The sequence below is a fragment of the Streptosporangium sp. G12 genome, assembly GCF_052983175.1.
The window spans coordinates 214,540-231,121 of the sequence record NZ_JBRIQO010000005.1 but is presented as its reverse complement, the minus strand read 5'-3'; the positions used below and the strand labels follow the sequence as shown (position 1 = coordinate 231,121).

General features: G+C 72.1%; 17 protein-coding genes. 1 reads left to right on the top strand and 16 read right to left on the bottom strand.

Going from position 1 to position 16,582, the window contains the following annotated elements:
- Positions 1 to 21: 21 nt before the first annotated feature.
- On the bottom strand, positions 22 to 1,089 hold the full coding sequence (locus tag ACVCAG_RS10140) for a S8 family peptidase (protein ID WP_447189763.1): 1,068 nt from the start codon (positions 1,087 to 1,089) through the stop codon (positions 22 to 24).
- A gap of 207 nt (positions 1,090 to 1,296) precedes the next feature.
- Between ACVCAG_RS10140 and ACVCAG_RS10135 the strand changes: the two genes are divergently transcribed.
- On the top strand, positions 1,297 to 1,791 hold the full coding sequence (locus ACVCAG_RS10135) for a DUF3145 domain-containing protein (RefSeq protein ID WP_344747901.1): 495 nt from the start codon (positions 1,297 to 1,299) through the stop codon (positions 1,789 to 1,791).
- A 313-nt stretch (positions 1,792 to 2,104) separates the two neighbouring features.
- On the opposite strand, the gene ACVCAG_RS10130 is transcribed toward ACVCAG_RS10135, so the two are convergent.
- The 15 genes from ACVCAG_RS10130 to ACVCAG_RS10060 all read right to left on the bottom strand — a co-directional run bounded on the left by ACVCAG_RS10130 (position 2,105) and on the right by ACVCAG_RS10060 (position 16,498).
- The gene (locus tag ACVCAG_RS10130) at positions 2,105 to 3,526 is read right to left on the bottom strand and encodes an acyl-CoA carboxylase subunit beta (protein WP_447189762.1); all 1,422 of its coding nucleotides are present in this window, start codon (positions 3,524 to 3,526) and stop codon (positions 2,105 to 2,107) included.
- A 306-nt stretch (positions 3,527 to 3,832) separates the two neighbouring features.
- Positions 3,833 to 5,065 (bottom strand): beta-ketoacyl-ACP synthase II, encoded by a 1,233-nt coding sequence (fabF, locus tag ACVCAG_RS10125; protein ID WP_440085115.1) that lies wholly within the window; start codon positions 5,063 to 5,065, stop codon positions 3,833 to 3,835.
- 57 nt (positions 5,066 to 5,122) lie between these two features.
- Positions 5,123 to 5,362, bottom strand: coding sequence for an acyl carrier protein (locus tag ACVCAG_RS10120; RefSeq protein WP_350945978.1), 240 nt, complete (start codon positions 5,360 to 5,362; stop codon positions 5,123 to 5,125).
- A gap of 66 nt (positions 5,363 to 5,428) precedes the next feature.
- Positions 5,429 to 6,385, bottom strand: coding sequence for a beta-ketoacyl-ACP synthase 3 (locus ACVCAG_RS10115; protein WP_440085114.1), 957 nt, complete (start codon positions 6,383 to 6,385; stop codon positions 5,429 to 5,431).
- A gap of 7 nt (positions 6,386 to 6,392) precedes the next feature.
- On the bottom strand, positions 6,393 to 7,304 hold the full coding sequence (locus ACVCAG_RS10110; protein WP_440085113.1) for an acyltransferase domain-containing protein: 912 nt from the start codon (positions 7,302 to 7,304) through the stop codon (positions 6,393 to 6,395).
- A 117-nt stretch (positions 7,305 to 7,421) separates the two neighbouring features.
- Positions 7,422 to 8,531, bottom strand: a complete 1,110-nt coding sequence (locus ACVCAG_RS10105; RefSeq protein ID WP_440085233.1) for a helix-turn-helix domain-containing protein — start codon at positions 8,529 to 8,531, stop codon at positions 7,422 to 7,424.
- Between the two features lie 276 nt (positions 8,532 to 8,807).
- The gene (locus ACVCAG_RS10100; protein WP_440085112.1) at positions 8,808 to 9,290 is read right to left on the bottom strand and encodes a DUF350 domain-containing protein; all 483 of its coding nucleotides are present in this window, start codon (positions 9,288 to 9,290) and stop codon (positions 8,808 to 8,810) included.
- Positions 9,291 to 9,312: 22 nt separating this feature from the next.
- The gene (locus ACVCAG_RS10095) at positions 9,313 to 10,473 is read right to left on the bottom strand and encodes a glutathionylspermidine synthase family protein (RefSeq protein ID WP_440085111.1); all 1,161 of its coding nucleotides are present in this window, start codon (positions 10,471 to 10,473) and stop codon (positions 9,313 to 9,315) included.
- 31 nt (positions 10,474 to 10,504) lie between these two features.
- Positions 10,505 to 10,912, bottom strand: coding sequence for a hypothetical protein (locus tag ACVCAG_RS10090; RefSeq protein WP_440085110.1), 408 nt, complete (start codon positions 10,910 to 10,912; stop codon positions 10,505 to 10,507).
- 121 nt (positions 10,913 to 11,033) lie between these two features.
- Complete coding sequence (locus ACVCAG_RS10085) at positions 11,034 to 12,176, bottom strand: ATP-binding protein (RefSeq protein ID WP_440085109.1); 1,143 nt, start codon at positions 12,174 to 12,176, stop codon at positions 11,034 to 11,036.
- Positions 12,173 to 12,826: a response regulator gene (locus ACVCAG_RS10080; protein WP_440102059.1), complete on the bottom strand. Its 654-nt coding sequence runs from the start codon at positions 12,824 to 12,826 to the stop codon at positions 12,173 to 12,175. The genes ACVCAG_RS10085 and ACVCAG_RS10080 overlap by 4 nt, the downstream gene beginning before the upstream one ends.
- A 60-nt stretch (positions 12,827 to 12,886) precedes the next feature.
- Positions 12,887 to 14,092 (bottom strand): FtsX-like permease family protein, encoded by a 1,206-nt coding sequence (locus ACVCAG_RS10075; RefSeq protein WP_440085107.1) that lies wholly within the window; start codon positions 14,090 to 14,092, stop codon positions 12,887 to 12,889.
- A complete protein-coding gene (locus tag ACVCAG_RS10070) occupies positions 14,089 to 14,949 on the bottom strand; it encodes an ABC transporter ATP-binding protein (RefSeq protein WP_447189761.1) in 861 nt (286 codons plus the stop codon). The genes ACVCAG_RS10075 and ACVCAG_RS10070 overlap by 4 nt, the downstream gene beginning before the upstream one ends.
- Entirely contained in the window at positions 14,946 to 15,992 is a 1,047-nt protein-coding gene (locus ACVCAG_RS10065) for a peptidoglycan-binding protein (protein WP_440085105.1), read from the bottom strand. Before ACVCAG_RS10065 ends, ACVCAG_RS10070 begins: the two co-directional genes overlap by 4 nt.
- Positions 15,989 to 16,498 (bottom strand): hypothetical protein, encoded by a 510-nt coding sequence (locus tag ACVCAG_RS10060; protein ID WP_447189760.1) that lies wholly within the window; start codon positions 16,496 to 16,498, stop codon positions 15,989 to 15,991. Before ACVCAG_RS10060 ends, ACVCAG_RS10065 begins: the two co-directional genes overlap by 4 nt.
- Positions 16,499 to 16,582: the final 84 nt, after the last annotated feature.

Sequence of the window (16,582 nt, the reverse complement as noted above, 5' to 3'; positions counted from 1 at the left end):
GTGAGTACTTTGGGTGAGACTTTAGCCGGGCATGGGCACGACGACTCCCAAATCGGGGATCCGCCTGGTCCCGGACGGGTCGAGGACGTGCTTCACGGCCTCCGGGGAGGGCCGTTCCGCGCACGCCGCGGCGATCGCCCCGCTCACCAGGGCGGTGGCGAAGGAGGTCCCGCTCCAGCGCGCGTAGCCCTGGAACGCGCCGTGCTCGAGGAAGGTGCTGGACAGCCACTCGCCGGGGGCGCACGCGTCCACCCACGGGCCGTACGCAGAGAACGGGGCCCTCGCCTCCCCCCGGGCGTCCAGCGCTCCGACGGCGATCACTCCGGGTGACGCGGCGGGCCAGAAGGGGCGGTCGGAGGCGGTGTTGCCCGCGCAGGCCACCGTGACCGTACCGGCCAGCCCTTCCAGGGCGGCCTCCACGAGCGGGGAGGGCCGGTCGTCGAAGGTGTGCCCGCCGAAGGACAGGTTGAGCACCCGCGGCGGTTCGGCCCGCAGCCGTCCCAGGACGCGCAGCAGCCCGGCCTCGTCCCCGATCCCGTGGCCGTCCAGCACCCGGATCGGCTGCAGCCGTGCCAGCGGGGCCGCTCGCAGGACCAGTCCGGCGACGAACGTGCCGTGCCCCGCCTGGAGGTCCAGCTCGCCGTCGCCGTCCGAGTCGGGTATCTCGGCGGACTCCCGTCCCCGTTCCAGGAACCACGGCCTCTCCTGCCACCAGGGGTGCTCCGCCAGGCCGGTGTCGGCCAGCGCCACCGTCACGGCGCTCGCCGAGGGCCCGGCCGGGGCGGGCTCGGGCGCCGGGAGGGCCGCGCGGGGGAAGGGGCGGGAGGCCGGGCCCCCGAAGTAGAGCGGCTGGCCCGTCAGGACGTGGTTGGGGGAGGCGCGGACGCCCCGTGCCCGCACCGACGCCACCAGGTCGCAGACGTCCACGCCCGGTGAGAGCCGCACCCGGTAGATTCCCCCGGTCTCGGTGACGGCGTCGGCCCAGCGGGCGGTGGCCGCGAGGCCGGAGGCGTCGGTGAGCATCTGGCCTTTCCTGATCAGGGTGGGCGAACCGGGGATGGGTTCGACCCGTTCGATACCGGTATTCATCTGGTCCTCCGGGGGGGCGATCACCAGTTCGTGGGGTTTCCCTCATTCCCGAGGATGCCCCGGCCAAGTGCCCGCGCCGCAACATCTCGGTATGACCCCCCTCTGGTGCGACGTCACAACCGACGGTAGTCTCTCCTTCAGTCACTTGTGATCATCCTGGTATGAGGCCGTTGGGGAAGGCGCACCTCGTACGAAACGGGAGGTCCGGTGTCTGCTCGTGGCGTGCTTTACGTCCACTCGGCTCAGCCTGCGCTGTGCCCTCATATTGAATGGGCGGTCGCAGGTGTCCTTGGCGTGCCCGTAGACCTGACCTGGACGCCACAGCCCGCCGCGCCCGGTCACGTGCGCGCGCAGGCCGAGTGGGAGGCCCGTGTCGGTACCGCGGCGGCCATCACCTCGTCACTGATGGGCTGGCAGCGGATCCGCTTCGAGATCACCGAGGACGCCTCACCGGGCGCCGACGGCACCCGGCACGCCTACACCCCCTCCCTCGGCGCCTTCACGGCCGTGGTCGGGGCCACCGGAGACATCCTGATCCCGGAGGACCGGCTGCGCTCCGCCATGCTGATGGCCCGCCAGGGCCGCGTGGTGCTCGAGGAGGAGCTCGACCGCCTGCTGGGCAAGCAGTGGGACGCCGAGCTGGAGTCGTTCCGCTACGCGGGCGAGGGCGCTCCGGTCCGCTGGCTGCACGCCGCCGTCTGACCGGGCATGTCCCTGCCGGTGCCTTCCGTCTTCTCGCGGGGGACGGCCGCCGCGGACACCGGTTTGGAACGTGCCCGGCGGCCGTTCCGCCGGGACGGAGGCGGCCCGCGGCGACACCCTCGCGGCCTCGCGGCCCGTTTCGATCCCTCGCGCGGACGGCTCCCGCGGGCCGCCCGGCCACGATCGTCCCGCTCCGGGGAACGGTGTCATCGCGCGAAGGCCTCTCCCGCCGCGGGGGAAGGGCGGCGGGAGAACGGGTGAGCCCCCGCCGGCGGGACCGGCGGGGGCTCGTCGGACGACCGCGAGAAGGGGATCAGAGAGGGATGTAGCCGTGGGCGCCCCTGGCGGGGGTCGCCTGGGCCAGGACCCTGGCGATGGCGCCCCGGGTCTCCTCGGGCTTGACGACCTCGTCGATCACGCCGAGCTCGACGGCCCGGTCGAGGCCGCCGGCGAGGATCTCGTGCTCCTCGGCGAGCCTGGTCTCCAGGGCGGCGCGCTCCTCCTCGGGAGCGGCCGCGAGCTCGCGGCGCTTGAGGACGCGGACCGCGGCGACCGCGCCCATGACCGCGATCTGGGTCGTCGGCCAGCCGAACACCTTGGTCGCGCCCAGCGAGCGGGAGTTCATCGCGATGTAGGCGCCGCCGTACGCCTTCCTGGTCACCAGGGTGATCCGCGGTACGGAGGCCTCGGCGAAGGCGTGCAGGAGCTTGGCGCCGCGGCGGACCACGCCGTCGTGCTCCTGGCCGACACCAGGCAGGTAGCCGGGGACGTCCACCAGGACGACCAACGGCACCCCGAAGGCATCGCACATCCGGACGAACCGCGCGGCCTTCTCCGCCGAGGCGGAGTCGAGGCAGCCGCCCAGCCGCAGCGGGTTGTTGGCCACCACGCCCACGGTCCGGCCCCCGAGGCGGCCCAGGGCGGTGACGATGTTGGGCGCCCACTTGGCGTGCAGCTCCACACCCGGTTCGTCGAGCAGGCCCGTGACGAGCGGCTTCACGTCGTAGGCGCGGCGCACATTGTCGGGCAGCAGGCCGGAGAAGTCGACCTCCTCGACCTCGGTGCGCGCCCGGCCCTGATGACCGAGGAGCACCGCCAGGCGGCGGGCCTGCACGTAGGCGTCCGTCTCGGTCCCGGTGACCACGTGGACGACGCCGCTTCGCCTGCTGTGCGGCTCGGGACCGCCCAGGGCGGCCATGTCGATCTGCTCGCCGGTGACGCTGCGGACCACGTCGGGGCCGGTGACGAAGATGCGCCCCTCGTCGGCCATGATCACGATGTCGGTCAGCGCCGGGCCGTACGCGGCACCGCCGGCGGCGGGGCCCACGACCACGGACAGCTGCGGGACCACGCCGGAGGCGCGGGTCATCGCGGCGAAGACGCGGCCGACCGCGTGCAGCGACTCCACACCCTCGGCGAGGCGGGCGCCGCCGGAGTGCCAGACGCCGATGACGGGAACCCGCTCGCGGACCGCGACGTCGTAGGCGTGCACGATGTGCTCGCAGCCCTCGCCGCCCATCGCACCGCCCTGGACGCGGGCGTCGCTGACGAACGCGACGACCGGCACACCCTCCACGCGGCCCGTCGCGGCGAGGATGCCGCTGCGGTCGACCGGCGAGATCAGGCGCACCGAGCCCTCGTCGAGCAGGGCGGAGAGACGCACCTGGGGGTCACGGGGATCGAGAGGGTCCTGTCCGGACTCCTCGCTCACCACCCTGTTGCCGAGCACGGTCATCAGCTACCTCCAGCGTGGAGACCCCGGAGCTCAGTCCTGGGCGGGGAACGCGGCGCGTCGCCGCACGGTGTTGGCGGACTTCCGGCCGTCCGGCGGCGAGAACCGGGCCGCCGGACCTACCGCCGGGCCGGCGAGACGTGCGGCCGGTGAAGGCCGCCGGACGGTTTCCCGTCCCTCGCCTCGACCGGGACGGCGACCGCCCGCGAAGCGGGGAGGCCCGGCCCGTGAGGGCTGGAGCTCCCCGGCTCGCGTCGCGGGAGGGAGGCCGGCACGGGCTTCCTGTCAGAGGCTGGTGAAGACCACGGCTCAGAGGCTGGTGAAGGCCACGGCGACGTCGTGTCCGCCGAACCCGAAGGAGTTGTTGATCGCGGCGATCTGGCCGTCGGGCAGGGCGCGCGGCTCGTCGCGCACGATGTCGACCTCCACGCCGTCGTCGAGGTCGTCCACGTTGATCGTCGCAGGCGCGCGACGCTCGTGCAGCGCGAGGACGGTGAAGACGGACTCGATGCCGCCGGCGCCGCCGAGCAGGTGACCGGTCATCGACTTGGTGCCGCTGACCAGGGGGTGGTCGCCGATGACCTCCTTGATCGCCATCGTCTCCACCACGTCACCCGCGGGGGTGGAGGTGGCGTGCGCGTTCACGTGCTTGATGTCCTGGCCCGTGAGGCCGGCGTTCTCCAGGACGCGGCGCATGGCCAGCATGATCCCGGCGCCGGTGGGCTCGGGCTGCGCGATGTGGTGGGCGTCGGCCGAGTAGCCGACGCCGGCGGCCACGGCGTAGATCGTGGCGCCGCGCGCGCGGGCGTGCTCCTCGGACTCCAGCACCAGGATGCCCGCGCCCTCGCCGAGGACGAAGCCGTCGCGGCCCTTGTCCCACGGCCTGGAGGCGCGCTGCGGCTCGTCGTTGCGGGTGGACATGGCGCGCATGGCGGCGAAGGAGCCGATGTTCAGCGGGTGGATGGCCGCCTCGGTGCCGCCGGCCACGACCACGTCGGCCCGGCCGGAGCGGATCATCTCGATGGCGTACCCGATCGACTCGGCGCCGGTGGCGCAGGCGCTCACCGTGGCGTGGACGCCGGCGCGCGCGCCGACCTCGATGCCGATCCAGCCCGCCGCGCCGTTCGGCATCAGCATGGGGACGGTGAACGGTGAGAGCCGCTGCCAGCCCTTCTCCTTGAAGGTGTCGTAGGCGGCGAGGATCGTGGTGATGCCCCCGATACCGCTGCCCACGACGACGCCGAGCCGCTCGGGGTCGACCTTGTCGATCGCGGCGTGTGCCCACGCCTCGCGGGCCGCGACCAGGGCGAACTGCTCGGTCCGGTCCAGCCGCCGTGACTCCGGCCGGGGCAGGACCTCGGTCGGGTCCACGGCGGAGAGGCCGGCGAACTTCACCGGGACGGAGTCGACCCAGTCGGCCGTGATGGTGCTTATCCCCGACTGACCGGCGAGGAGCGCCGACCAGGTCGAGGCGACGTCTCCACCGAGGGGCGTGGTCGCGCCGAGCCCGGTGACGACGACACGTACCTGGTCTGTACTCACTGCTGCGCTCCTTGTGAATCGCTGGTCAAATCGGTCGGGGGAGAAAGCCTGGACGTCTCAGTTCTGGATGAAGTTGATGACGTCCTTGACGGTCTTGAGGTGCTTGAGCTGGTCGTCCGGGATCTCGACGCCGAACTCGTCCTGAGCGGCGACGGCGATCTCGACCATGGACAGCGAGTCGATGTCGAGGTCGTCGACGAAGCTCTTCTCCGGGGTGACCTCGGTGGCCGGGATCCCGGTGATCTCATTGATGATCTTGCCGATACCGGCGAGGATCTCCTGCTCGGTCAGAGCCATGTCGCGTGTTCTCCTTGCGATCGGTTTTCTTCTTTGTTTCCCGTGCGGCGGGGCCGCGCGGAAGCTCTAGGGGATCTCGATGACCTGGCCCGCGTAGGTCAGGCCCGCGCCGAAGCCCAGCAGCAGGGCGAGCCCGCCCGACCGCACCTCGCCGCGCTCGATCATCCGGGACAGGGCCAGCGGGATCGAGGCGGCGGAGGTGTTGCCCGCCAGGACGATGTCCTTGGCGACGACGGCGTTGTCCGCGCCGAGCCTGCGGGCGATCGCCTCGATGATGCGGAGGTTGGCCTGGTGGGGCACGAAGGCCGCGAGATCGGCCGGGTCCACCCCGGCGCGGTCGCAGATCTCCTTGGCGATGGGGTGGAGTGCGGTGGTCGCCCAGCGGAACACGGTCTGGCCCTCCTGGTGCAGGAAGGAGTCGCGGTCCTTGATGATGATCGCGTCGAACTTGTCGCCGGCGCTGCCCCACACGACGGGGCCGATGCCCGGGGTGTCGGAGGGACCGACGACCGCGGCGCCCGCGCCGTCGGCGAAGATCACCGCGGTGGCCCGGTCGGTCCAGTCGATCCACTGGGAGAGCTTCTCGGTGCCGACGACGAGCACGTGGGTGGCCGAGCCCGCGCGGATCGCGTCGTTGGCGACCGCGAGCGCGTAGCAGAAGCCCGAGCAGGCGGTGTTGACGTCGAACGCGCCGGGGGCGTCGATGCCGAGCCGCGTGGCCACCCGGCCGGCGGCGTTGGGGATCTGCGTCTCCAGCGTGCAGGTGGCGACGATCACCAGGTCGATGTCGGAGGCCGCCAGGCCGCTCGCGGCGAGGGCCTTGCCGCCCGCCTGTACGGCCAGGTCGATCTCGGACTCGCTGTCCGGGGCGATCCGGCGTTCCTTGATGCCGACGCGGCTCTGGATCCAGGCGTCGTCGGTCTCCATGGTCGCCGACAGGTCGTCGTTGGTGACCACGTTGGAAGGCTGGTAGTGACCGAAGGCCAGGATCCTCGCGCCCGGCGCGCCCTGTGAGATCTTCATTCGTCGATCACCGTTCCTCATGCGACCCGAGGGCGGCTCGCGCGGCCTCCAGGTCGTCGGGGGTCTTCAGGGCGACGGTCGTCACCCCGCGCAGAGCACGCTTGGCCAGGCCGGTGAGCGTGCCGCCGGGGACAAGTTCGATCATCGTGGTGACACCGCGCTCGGCCATCGTGGCCATGCAGGCGTCCCAGCGCACCGGGTTGGCGACCTGGGTGACCAGGCGCTCCATGAACTCGGCGCCGCTCGTGACCGCCGCGCCGTCGCTGTTGGACAGCAGCGTGACGGAGGGGTCGGCCGGCGTGAGACCCGCGGTGGCCTCGCGCAGGTGGCTCGCCGCGGAGGCCATGTGCTCGGTGTGGAACGCGCCGGCGACCGACAGCGCGATCACCCGGGCCCGCGCGGGCGGCTCGGCCTTGAACGCGGCCAGCTGCTCCAGCGTGCCGCCGATCACGATCTGCCCGGCGCCGTTGATGTTGGCGGGGGTGAGCCCCTTGTCGGCGATGGCCGCGAGGACCTCCTCCTCGACGCCGCCGAGAACGGCGGACATGCCGGTCTCGGTGATCGTCGCGGCCTTGGCCATGGCCTGGCCGCGCTCGCGGACGAGGCCGACGGCCTGCTCGGGGGTGATCACTCCGGCCAGGGCGGCGGCGGTGAACTCGCCCACGCTGTGCCCGGCGACGATGTCGGGAGAGGCCCCGAGAACCTCGGCGACCGCCAGGCCGGCGGCCACGAGCAGTGGCTGCGCGACGGCGGTGTCACGGATCTCGTCCGCGTCGGCGGTGGTTCCGTAGGCGATCAGATCGAGGCCGGCCAGCTCCGACCAAGCGGTCAGCCGATCGGCCACGCCCGGGAGTTCGAGCCATGGACTGAGAAAGCCTGGAGTCTGGGCACCCTGGCCCGGAGCGACGATGACGAGCACAAAATCCAGCCTGCCCTGTAGGGGTTCACTACATGGATAGAGATCCAGACGAAGTTTGTCCCTACTTCTTTGTAGGGAAGCTACAGCGAGAGTTTCGCAAAGGTTGAGTAAAGAGCTCTAAGCCAACGGCGTTTCGGACAGACGCCCGAGAATCAGCCCCACCTGGAGGGTGAAGGCGGATCGCCCCTCGGTCGGCTGGTAGCCGGTCAACTCCGTGATCTTACGAAGACGGTAGCGCACCGTGTTCGGATGGACGAACAACAGCCGGGCCGTCGCCTCCAGGGAGGTGCCCTGCTCCAGATAGGTCGCGAGGGTGTCGAGGAGCGGCGTGCCGATCAGCGGCAGGTAGACGTTCTCGATCAGCTGCGCCCTGGCGTCGCCGTCGCCGTCGATGGCCCGCTCGGCCAGCAGGTCCTCGGCGTGGACCGGCCTGGGCGCGTCCGGCCACCCCGCGGCGGCCCGCAGCCCGGCCATCGCCGCCCGCGCCGAGCTGGCGGCCGAGTGCAGGTCGGCCACCTCCGGCCCGATCACGATCGGGCCGGGGCCGAAGCGCGGCACCACGTGCCTGGCCGCCGCGGCGACGCTGTCCGCCCCGCCCACGATCACGATCAGCCGGTCCCCCTGCACCCCGGCCAGCATGTCCAGGCCCGACCTGCGGCCCCGGTCGCGCAGCGCGTCGATCACCGCCTGCGGGTCGTCGTCCGGGGTCTGCCCGGCCAGCACCACGACGGGGGCGGAGGTCCAGCCGAGCGCGGCGGCCCACGAGTGCAGGCCGTCGTCGACCTCGCCCCTGACCAGGGCGTCCACGATCAGCGCCTCCAGCCGCGCGTCCCAGGCCCCGCGGGCCTCGGCCTCCCGGGCGTACACCTGCGCGGCGGCGAACGCGACGTCGCGGGTGTAGCGGAGCATCGCCTGCTGGAGCTGGTCCTCCCCGCCGGGCGCGGCCAGGTCCCCGGTCTGCGCCTCGACCACCTCGACCACGACCCGCACGATGTCGACGGTCTGCTGCAGCGAGATGGACCGCTTCAGCTCCCTGGGCGCGGTGCCGAAGAACTCGATGCTGGGCGTCGGGCGGCCCTCGCCGGCGTGCTGGAACCACTCCACGAACGCGGCGATCCCGGCCTGGGCCACCAGCCCGACCCAGGATCTGTCCTCGGCCGACAGGGCACGGAACCACATGAGCCGGTCGTCCATCCGGGACATGGCGGCCGTGCCCAGCGTGCCCATGGCCCGCTCCAACCGGCGGGTGGTGTCCTCCCGGATCCGGTCGGAGTCGAGATCACTCCCGTCTTCCCCGGTCACGACGTCGCTGTTGCTGAACCCTCGCTCGTTCCGCTCCCTCACGCCACTAAGAGTGCCAGGTCGCGCGAGATGCGCCAGCCGCGGCCACGGACAGCGCGCGCTCCCCGGTCTTGTACGTCCCGCACGAACCGGTCTCGTACGTCCGCCGGGGCGCGGACGTACGGAACGGGGTGGGCGCGGCCGGACGGCCGGTACGGGGGCTCAGATGACCGCGACGGCGGTGATCAGACCGATCGCCAGGTGGGTGACCGCGAGCAGCCGGGCGCCCGGCTGGAGCTCCGGCTCCGTGACCAGCTCGCGCACCGAGATGCCGGCCACCTTGTCGAACGCGAGCATCGCCACGGTCTGCACGGCGATGCCGACCAGGCCGAAGACCAGCGTCGCGAGCAGGCCCTCGTGCAGGGCGCCGCCCGAGGACCAGATGGAGGCCGCCACGATCAGCCCGACGGCCGCCAGCCCCGAGCCGGTGAGCAGGGTCGCGTTGGGGTTGCGCTCCTCCTTGATGAGCTTGCTGAGCTTGCCGGGGGTGACCAGGTCGATCACGTAGAAGCCGACGATCAGCAGGATCACGCCGAGCGCGGCGTACGAGGCGATCGCGAGCGCGCCGCGCCCGAGGGTCTCGGCGAGCGAGATCGTCACGTCGGACAGCGCGGGCGGCGTGGGCGGCGCGGGGGTGGGACTCATGTGTCGTTTCTCTTTCCGGGACTCAGAGCTCGATGCGGTGCGGGACGAATGACGACGTGTCGTCGGTGATGAACCCCGAGGTCTCGCGGATGCCGGCACCCGCCGCCTCGTCGTGGACGACCCAGGCGCCGAGCACGGGGCGCCAGCCCTCGAAGACGGGCAGCGCCTGGAACTCCTGGTAGACGTATCCCTCGGCGCCGTAGCCGCCGGGGGTCTCGACGTGCTCGCCGGGGGTGACGATCCGCATGCCGGCGCCCTCGCGGCCGAGCAGCGGCTTGACGATGTACGAGGACATGTCGCGGGGACCGTCGAGGTAGGCGGGCAGCAGGTTCGGATGCTGCGGGTACAGCTCCCAGAGCACCGCGAGCAGCGCCTTGTTGGACAGCAGCATCTTCCACAGCGGCTCGATCCAGGTCGTCGAGGCCTGCTGGCGCACCGCCCGCGTCCCGAACGGGTCGGCGACGGCCCACTCCCACGGGTACAGCTTGCAGAGCGAGCGGATCACCCTGCGCTCCATGTCGACGAAGCGGAGGTTGAGATCGTCCCAGCCGATGTCCTCCATGGCCACCGCGACGGTCTTGAGCCCCGCCTGGTCGGCGGTCTCCTGCAGGTAGGCGAGGGTCATCACCTCCTCGCCCGACTCGTCCATGTTGGTCCAGGCGAAGTGCGTGGGCCCGGTGGGCAGGCCGGTCGAGATCTGCTGCCACCTGGCGATCAGCCGCTCGTGGATGGAATTCCACTGGTCGTCGTCCGGGTAGCGGTCGCGCAGCCAGAACCACTGCACCACCGAGCTCTCCAGGAGGCTGGTGGGGGTGTCGGCGTTGTACTCCAGCAACTTGGCGGGGCCGGTCCCGTCGTAGCGCAGGTCGAAACGGCCGAACAGGTGCGGGTCGTTCCGCTCCCAGGAGGCGGCGATCTCCGGGGCCAGCCACTCGGGGATCGCGAAGTCGGCGTAGCGGCCCTTGGCGACGACGTGCTCCACGGCGTGCAGGCACATCCGGTGCAGTTCCTCGACCTGGTTCTCCAGATCGAGGACCTCGTCCATGGAGAAGACGTACTGGACGGTCTCGTCCCAGTACGGGCGGTCGAGGCCTGCCGGATGGGCCGAGCGGTGGTAGGCGAGGCCGTGGCCCTCGATGACGCTCTCCCAGTCGTCGCGGGGGAGCGAGGTCTCGCGTCTCATCTCCTGCTCACCTGCTGCTCATCGGGCCGGATCAGCTTCCGCCGCCCGATCCGCCGCGCCCGCCGAAGCCGCCCCGCTGGATCACCGTGCCCTTACGGGTGGTGATGTGGACGTCCGAGGGACGCACGGTGGTGCCCTTCCGGATGTGGGCTCCGGACCTGATGCCACCGTAGTACCAGCCGTAGGCGCCCCGTGACCCGTAGTAGTGCCTGTCGTCGTCGCAGTGGTCCTCGTCCACGACCGCGTAGGTGCCGTCCGGCTGGCGGCTGTTGAGGTCGACGCACTCGGCGCCCACCTCCTCGTAGTCCTCCTGCGCGGAGCAGTAGCCGATCAGGAGCAGGGAGACGACACCGATCCCGGTGATGGTGACCGCCTTGGAGGCCTTGAAACCCGAGGACTTGGGAGGCGTTTTCCCCGAAGGGTTCCGCGGTGCGGCCATTGGGTGTTGTGGTCGTGCGGCCATCGAGCTCCAATGAGATACGTCGCCACAGGTTATCGAGGTGGTTTTGTCTGTTCAACCGTCATCCGGATCTTTCGCGGGAAATCGCCGGGGCCCGGGCTCACAGCCGTACGGTGACCACCAGCCCTCCGCCGGGACGGGGACGGGCCTCGGCGGAGCCGCGGTGGGCCTGGGCGATCGCGCGGACGATGGACAGGCCGAGACCGGCGCCCCCGGCCGAGCCGGTGCGGTCGTGGTCGAGGCGGCGGAACGGCTCGAAGAGGTCCTCGACCCGACCCGAGGGGACGACGCGGCCGGTGTTCTCCACGGTGACGACGCTTCCCCAGCGGTCGCCGCGGGTGCGCAGGACGACCAGGGCGCGCTCGTCGTTGTACTTCACGGCGTTGTCCAGCAGGTTGCCGATCATCCGCTCCAGGAGCACCGGGTCGCCCTCCGCCGGGGCCGGGCACAGGTCGGCGGTCGTCTCGGGAACCGAGGCCATCGCGCTCGCCGCGAGCTCGGCGAGGTCCACGGGCAGGCGTTCCACCGGCTCGCGCTCGCTCTGCGCCAGCAGGAGCAGACCCTCGATCAGCCGCTCCTGGCGGGCGTTGGCGTTCAGCAGCTCGGTACCGACCGTCCTGACCTGCCGGGGCAGCTCGGGGTCGGTCATGGAGACCTGGAGCAGCGCCCGGTTGATCGCCAGGGGGGTGCGCAGCTCGTGGGAGGCGTTGGCGACGAACCTGCGCTGGCTGTCGAAGGCGCGGCTGAGGCGTTCCAGCATGGAGTCGAAGGTGTCGGCCAGGTCCCGGATCTCGTCGCGGGGGCCTCCCAGGGCGATCCGCTCGTGCAGGGTGCTCTCCGACAGGCGGCGGGCCGCCTCGGTCATCGTCTGCAGCGGGGCCATCGCCCGGCGGGCCACGACCCAGCCGATCCCCAGCCCGGCCACCCCGACGATGGCGACCGCCAGCAGGGACCACTGGAGCATCGATCCCATCACGTCCTCGCGGTACTGGGCCCGCGCGTCGCTGACGGCCCGCAGGAAGAGCGTGTCCTTGGGCACCGACATCATCACGGACGGCTGCGCCGACGGTTTCAGGGCCGCCAGCGCCTCCGGGACCCCCTGGATGGTCATCTTCGCGGGCCGGGAGAGCACGTCCCGCACGAACAGGTAGTTGACCCCGACGAGCACGACCCCCACCCCGAAGAACAGGCTGCCGTAGACCAGGGTCAGGCGCAGCCGCACCGAGACGCGCCGCGAGGTCAAAGCCGGTATCCCGACCCGGTCACCGTCTCCACCACCGGCGGGGCGCCGAGCTTCTTGCGCAGGGTCATCACGGTGACCCTGACCGAGTTGGTGAAGTAGCTGATGTTCTCGTCCCATGCCTTCTCCAGGAGGTCCTCGGCGCTGACCAGGCCGCCGTCGGCACGCATCAGGATTTCCAGTACCGCGAACTCCTTGGGGCTCAGCGCCACGTACCGGCCGTCGCGGAAGACCTCGCGGCGGCCGGGGTCCAGGGTGATGCCCGCCCTGCTCAGCACCGGCGGCACCGACTGGGGAGACCGGCGGGCCAGCGCGCGCAGCCGGGCGACCAGTTCGGGGAAGTCGAAGGGTTTGGTGAGGTAGTCGTCGGCGCCGATCGACAGGCCCTCGACCTTCGAGCGCAGGTCACCGGCGGCGGTCAGCATGATGATCCTGGCGGGGATCCGGCCGGCCACGAGGCGGCGGCAGACCTCGTCCCCGTGCAGCACCGGCAGGTCCCGGTCCAGCACGATCACGTCGTAGTCGTTGACCGCCGCCCGCTCCAGCGCCGCGTCGCCGTCGTAGACGACGTCCACGGCCATGGTCTCCCGGCGCAGGCCGGTCGCCACGATGTCGGCGAGCACCCGCTCGTCCTCCGCAATGAGCACTCGCATGGGTGTCATCCTGCTTTTCCGTGGCTAAACACCGGATAAAGGGTCCCCGGCCCGCGCCGTTCAGGCGGTGCTGAGGGCGAGGGTCGGCGACATGCGCGCCGCGCGCATCGCGGGGTAGATCCCCGCGACGGTCCCGACCAGCAAGGTCGCCCCGGCACCGCCCGCCAGGGCCCAGAGGGGAACCACGGCGGGCAGGCCGCCCACGGCCGCGTACCCGACCGTCACCAGCGTCCCCAGCACCGCTCCCGCGGCGCCGCCCGCGCCGGACAGCAGCAGCGACTCGGCCAGGAACTGGGCGCGCACCTGGCCCCTGGTGGCGCCGAGCGAGCGCCGCAGGCCGATCTCCCCCCGGCGCTCCAGTACCGAGATGACCATGGTGTTGGCCACCCCCACCCCCCCGACCAGCAGCGCCACCCCGCCGAGGCCGAGCAGCAGGCCGGTGAGAGCCCCGTCGGCCGCCGCCTTGGCCACCAGCGCGTCGGACGGCCGGCTGACCTCCACCTCCTCGGGGTTCTCCGGGTTGACGGTCCTGGGCAGCACCTCCCGTACGTCGCCGACGGCCTCGTCGGCCGAGCGGGTGTAGAGCGTGGTCGGGTGGCCGTCGAAGCCCAGGTGGGTACGGGCGGCCTCGAAACCGGTCAGTACGGACCGGTCGATCTCCGGGGCGAGCGGCGAGGGGGCCAGCACTCCGACGACCGTCCACCACTGCCTGCCGATCCAGACCTGGTCGCCCACGTCCCGCAGGCCCAGCCGCGAGGCCGCCACCGCTCCGAGCACCACCGCCCGCTGCTCCGCCGTCGCCCGGTTGAGCCAGGCGCCTCGCTCGACCCGGGTCTGGAGCGTGGCCGGCAGGTCCAGCGAGGCCGCCCGGACGGCGATCCCGCCGGTGTGCTCCCGGGGGATCGCGGCGGTCCGCCGTACGCTCTCGCCGGTGTCGCCCGTGGCGCTCGCGCTCGTCACAGGGCCGATCCCGGCGGCCATGGCGACCGACCTCTCGGGCAGCGTGGCCGTGTCGCCGAAGAGGGTCCGGCCGGGGGTGACGGTGAGCAGGTTCGTACCGAGCCGGTCGAGCTCGTCGAGGAGCCTGGCCTTGCTGGAGGAGGAGATCCCGACGACCGAGACCATGGTGGCGACGCCGAGCGCGATGCCGAGCGCCGACAGCACCACCCGTCCCGGCCGGGTCCGCAGCCCGGACGCCCCCACCCGCAGCAGGTCCGCCCAGCCGAGCCGCCCCGGCACCAGGTCACGCCCGGTCCCGGCGCTCATGCCGTACCCCCCGTGCTCCCGGTGCTCCCCGCGAGGGTCACACCGGGAGGCCGCTCGTCGGCGACGATCGAACCGTCGCGCAGCCTGACGCGGCGCGGGGCGGCGGCGGCCACCTCCTCGTCGTGGGTGATGATCGCCACGGTGGTGCCGGAGGCGTTGAGCTCGCGCAGGATCGCCAGCACGTCCTGGCCGGAGGAGGTGTCGAGGTTTCCCGTCGGCTCGTCGGCCAGCAGCAGCGACGGTCCTCCGGCCACCGCCCTGGCCACCGCGACCCGCTGGCACTCGCCACCGGACAGCTCGTGCGGCCGGTGGGCCAGCCGGTGCCCGAGACCGACGCGCCCGAGCGCTTCGGCGGCCCGTTCCCGCCGTTCCCGGCGCGGGGTGCCGCCGTACAGCATCCCGTCGGCGACGTTGTCGAGCGCGCTGACCCCGGCGGCCAGGTGGAACCGCTGGAAGACGAAGCCGATGTGCCGGGCGCGCAGCGCGGACAGCTCCCTGTCGGGAAGCGTTCCGGCGTCGTGCCCGGCGATGCGGACGGTCCCGGCCGAGGGGCGGTCGAGAGTGCCGATCAGGTGGAGCATGGTGGACTTCCCCGATCCCGAGGGGCCGACGATGGCGACGAGCTCGCCCGCGTCCACGCGCAGGTCCACACCCCGCAGGGCGCGCACCCCGCCCGGGTAGCTCTTCTCCGCCCCCGACAGCTCGATCACCGGCCGTCGCCCGGCCCGCGCGGCGGGGTCCTGGGAGATGGGGTCCTGTGCGGCCGGTGCCTGCGCGGCCCGGTCCTTTACGGCGGGGTTCCGGGAGGCCGGGTCCTGCGCGGCGGGGAGAGACGGTCGTTCGAGGTTCCGGCTCATGACCGCGGGACCTCGGCCTTCATGCCCTCGGCGAGACCGCTCCCCGAGACCTCGACGCGGCCCGCCGCGAACAGGCCGGTCTCGACCGGGACGATCCGGCCACCCGCCAGGCGCAGGCCGTACCCGCCCTCGCGCAGGGCGAGCAGGGCCTCGACCGGTACCGACAGCACGTCCGCGCGCCGCTCGCTGCGGAGGTTCACCGTCACGGGGGCCTGGTCGAGGCGGCCGAGGTCACCGGGGTCGTCCAGGGTGACGTCGAGGTCGACGGTGGACTCGCCGGTCGGCTGCCCGTTCTGTTGCACGGGCTCGGCGACCGTGCCGACCGAGGTGATCCTGCCCCTGCCCTCGCCGCCGCCCGGCAGGTCCACCGTCACCCGGGCGCCGATCCTGGCGAGCCGCTGGTCGTCGGAGTCGAGGTCGACGTGGACGACCCTGCGGGTGCTCGTCGTGGTCACCACGGACCGGCCGGCCGCGGTCCCGGCCTCCGCGACCACCTCGGCGATCCTGACCGGGCCCGAGGCGACCGCGACCTGCGCCGCGCCGACCGTGCCGGTCTCGGCCAGGCCCGCCTCCTCCTGCCACTCCCGTACGGCCTGCTCGGTCCGCCAGGAGAAGTCGCCGTCGACGGTCCCGGGGTCGTGGCCGAGGGCTTTGAGGTTGCGTTCCAGCTGCTCGACGTCCTTGCCGCCGGTCCCGGAGGACAAGGTGCGGTATATCGGTATGTCGCCGTACATGAGGATCACCGGTCTGCCGTCCACCCGGTAGAGCCAGCCGCCCCGGCGCACGACGGCGCCCGCCTTCCTGACCCGGGTCACCGTTCCGGGGGCGTGGTTGGGCAGCTCTCTGCGGCCCGCGTAGCCGAGCATGCCGTCCACCGCCTTGGTGTCCACCAGATCCGAGCGGGTGATCTCGGCCACCGGCGCCGGGGCCGCCGAGGCGGCGGCCGGGGCTCCGTCCTGGCCGGTCAGCGCGACCGCGGTCACGCCTCCCGCGCCGAGGAGGACCGCCGCGGCCGTCCCGGCGAGGACCCCGCCCCGCCTCACGGCCGCCTCCCGAGACCGCCGCCGGGCAGGTGCTCCTGGCAGGCGTCGATCGCCTTCCTCGTCCGCGGCGACTGCGGGTCCATCCCCTCGCCCCCCATGCGGACCGGCCCCCCCGAGAAGTCGGGGTCCTTCATGTCGACCCCGTTCTCCCGCATGCACCGGGCGAACCTCAGGAGGGCGTCCTGGGTCTTCGGGTCGTTCAGCATTTTCTTTCCGGAACCGATCGGATTGTATTTCCGGCAGGCATCCGACGCCTTTTTCAGGGTCGCTTCGTCGGTTTTTCCGTGCAGCATCACGTTGCCGCCGCCCGGTTCCGGATCGGGCATGTCGACCCCGTTCTCCCGCATGCACTGGGCGAATTTCAGCCCGTCGGCCTGCGACGACGCGGAAGACGACGCGGAGGGGGCGGCCGAGGCGGCCGTTTCCCCGGCGGAGGCGACCTTCGCGCCCTCCGCCTGCCCGCACCCGGCCAGCGTCGCCAAAGAGATGAGCGCCGCCGCTGTCACGTATTTGTTCATCGCCATTCCCTTCGTATGGGAACAGGTATAGCGAAGACCCTGTTAAACATTCCTTAAGCGAATTCGCTTAAC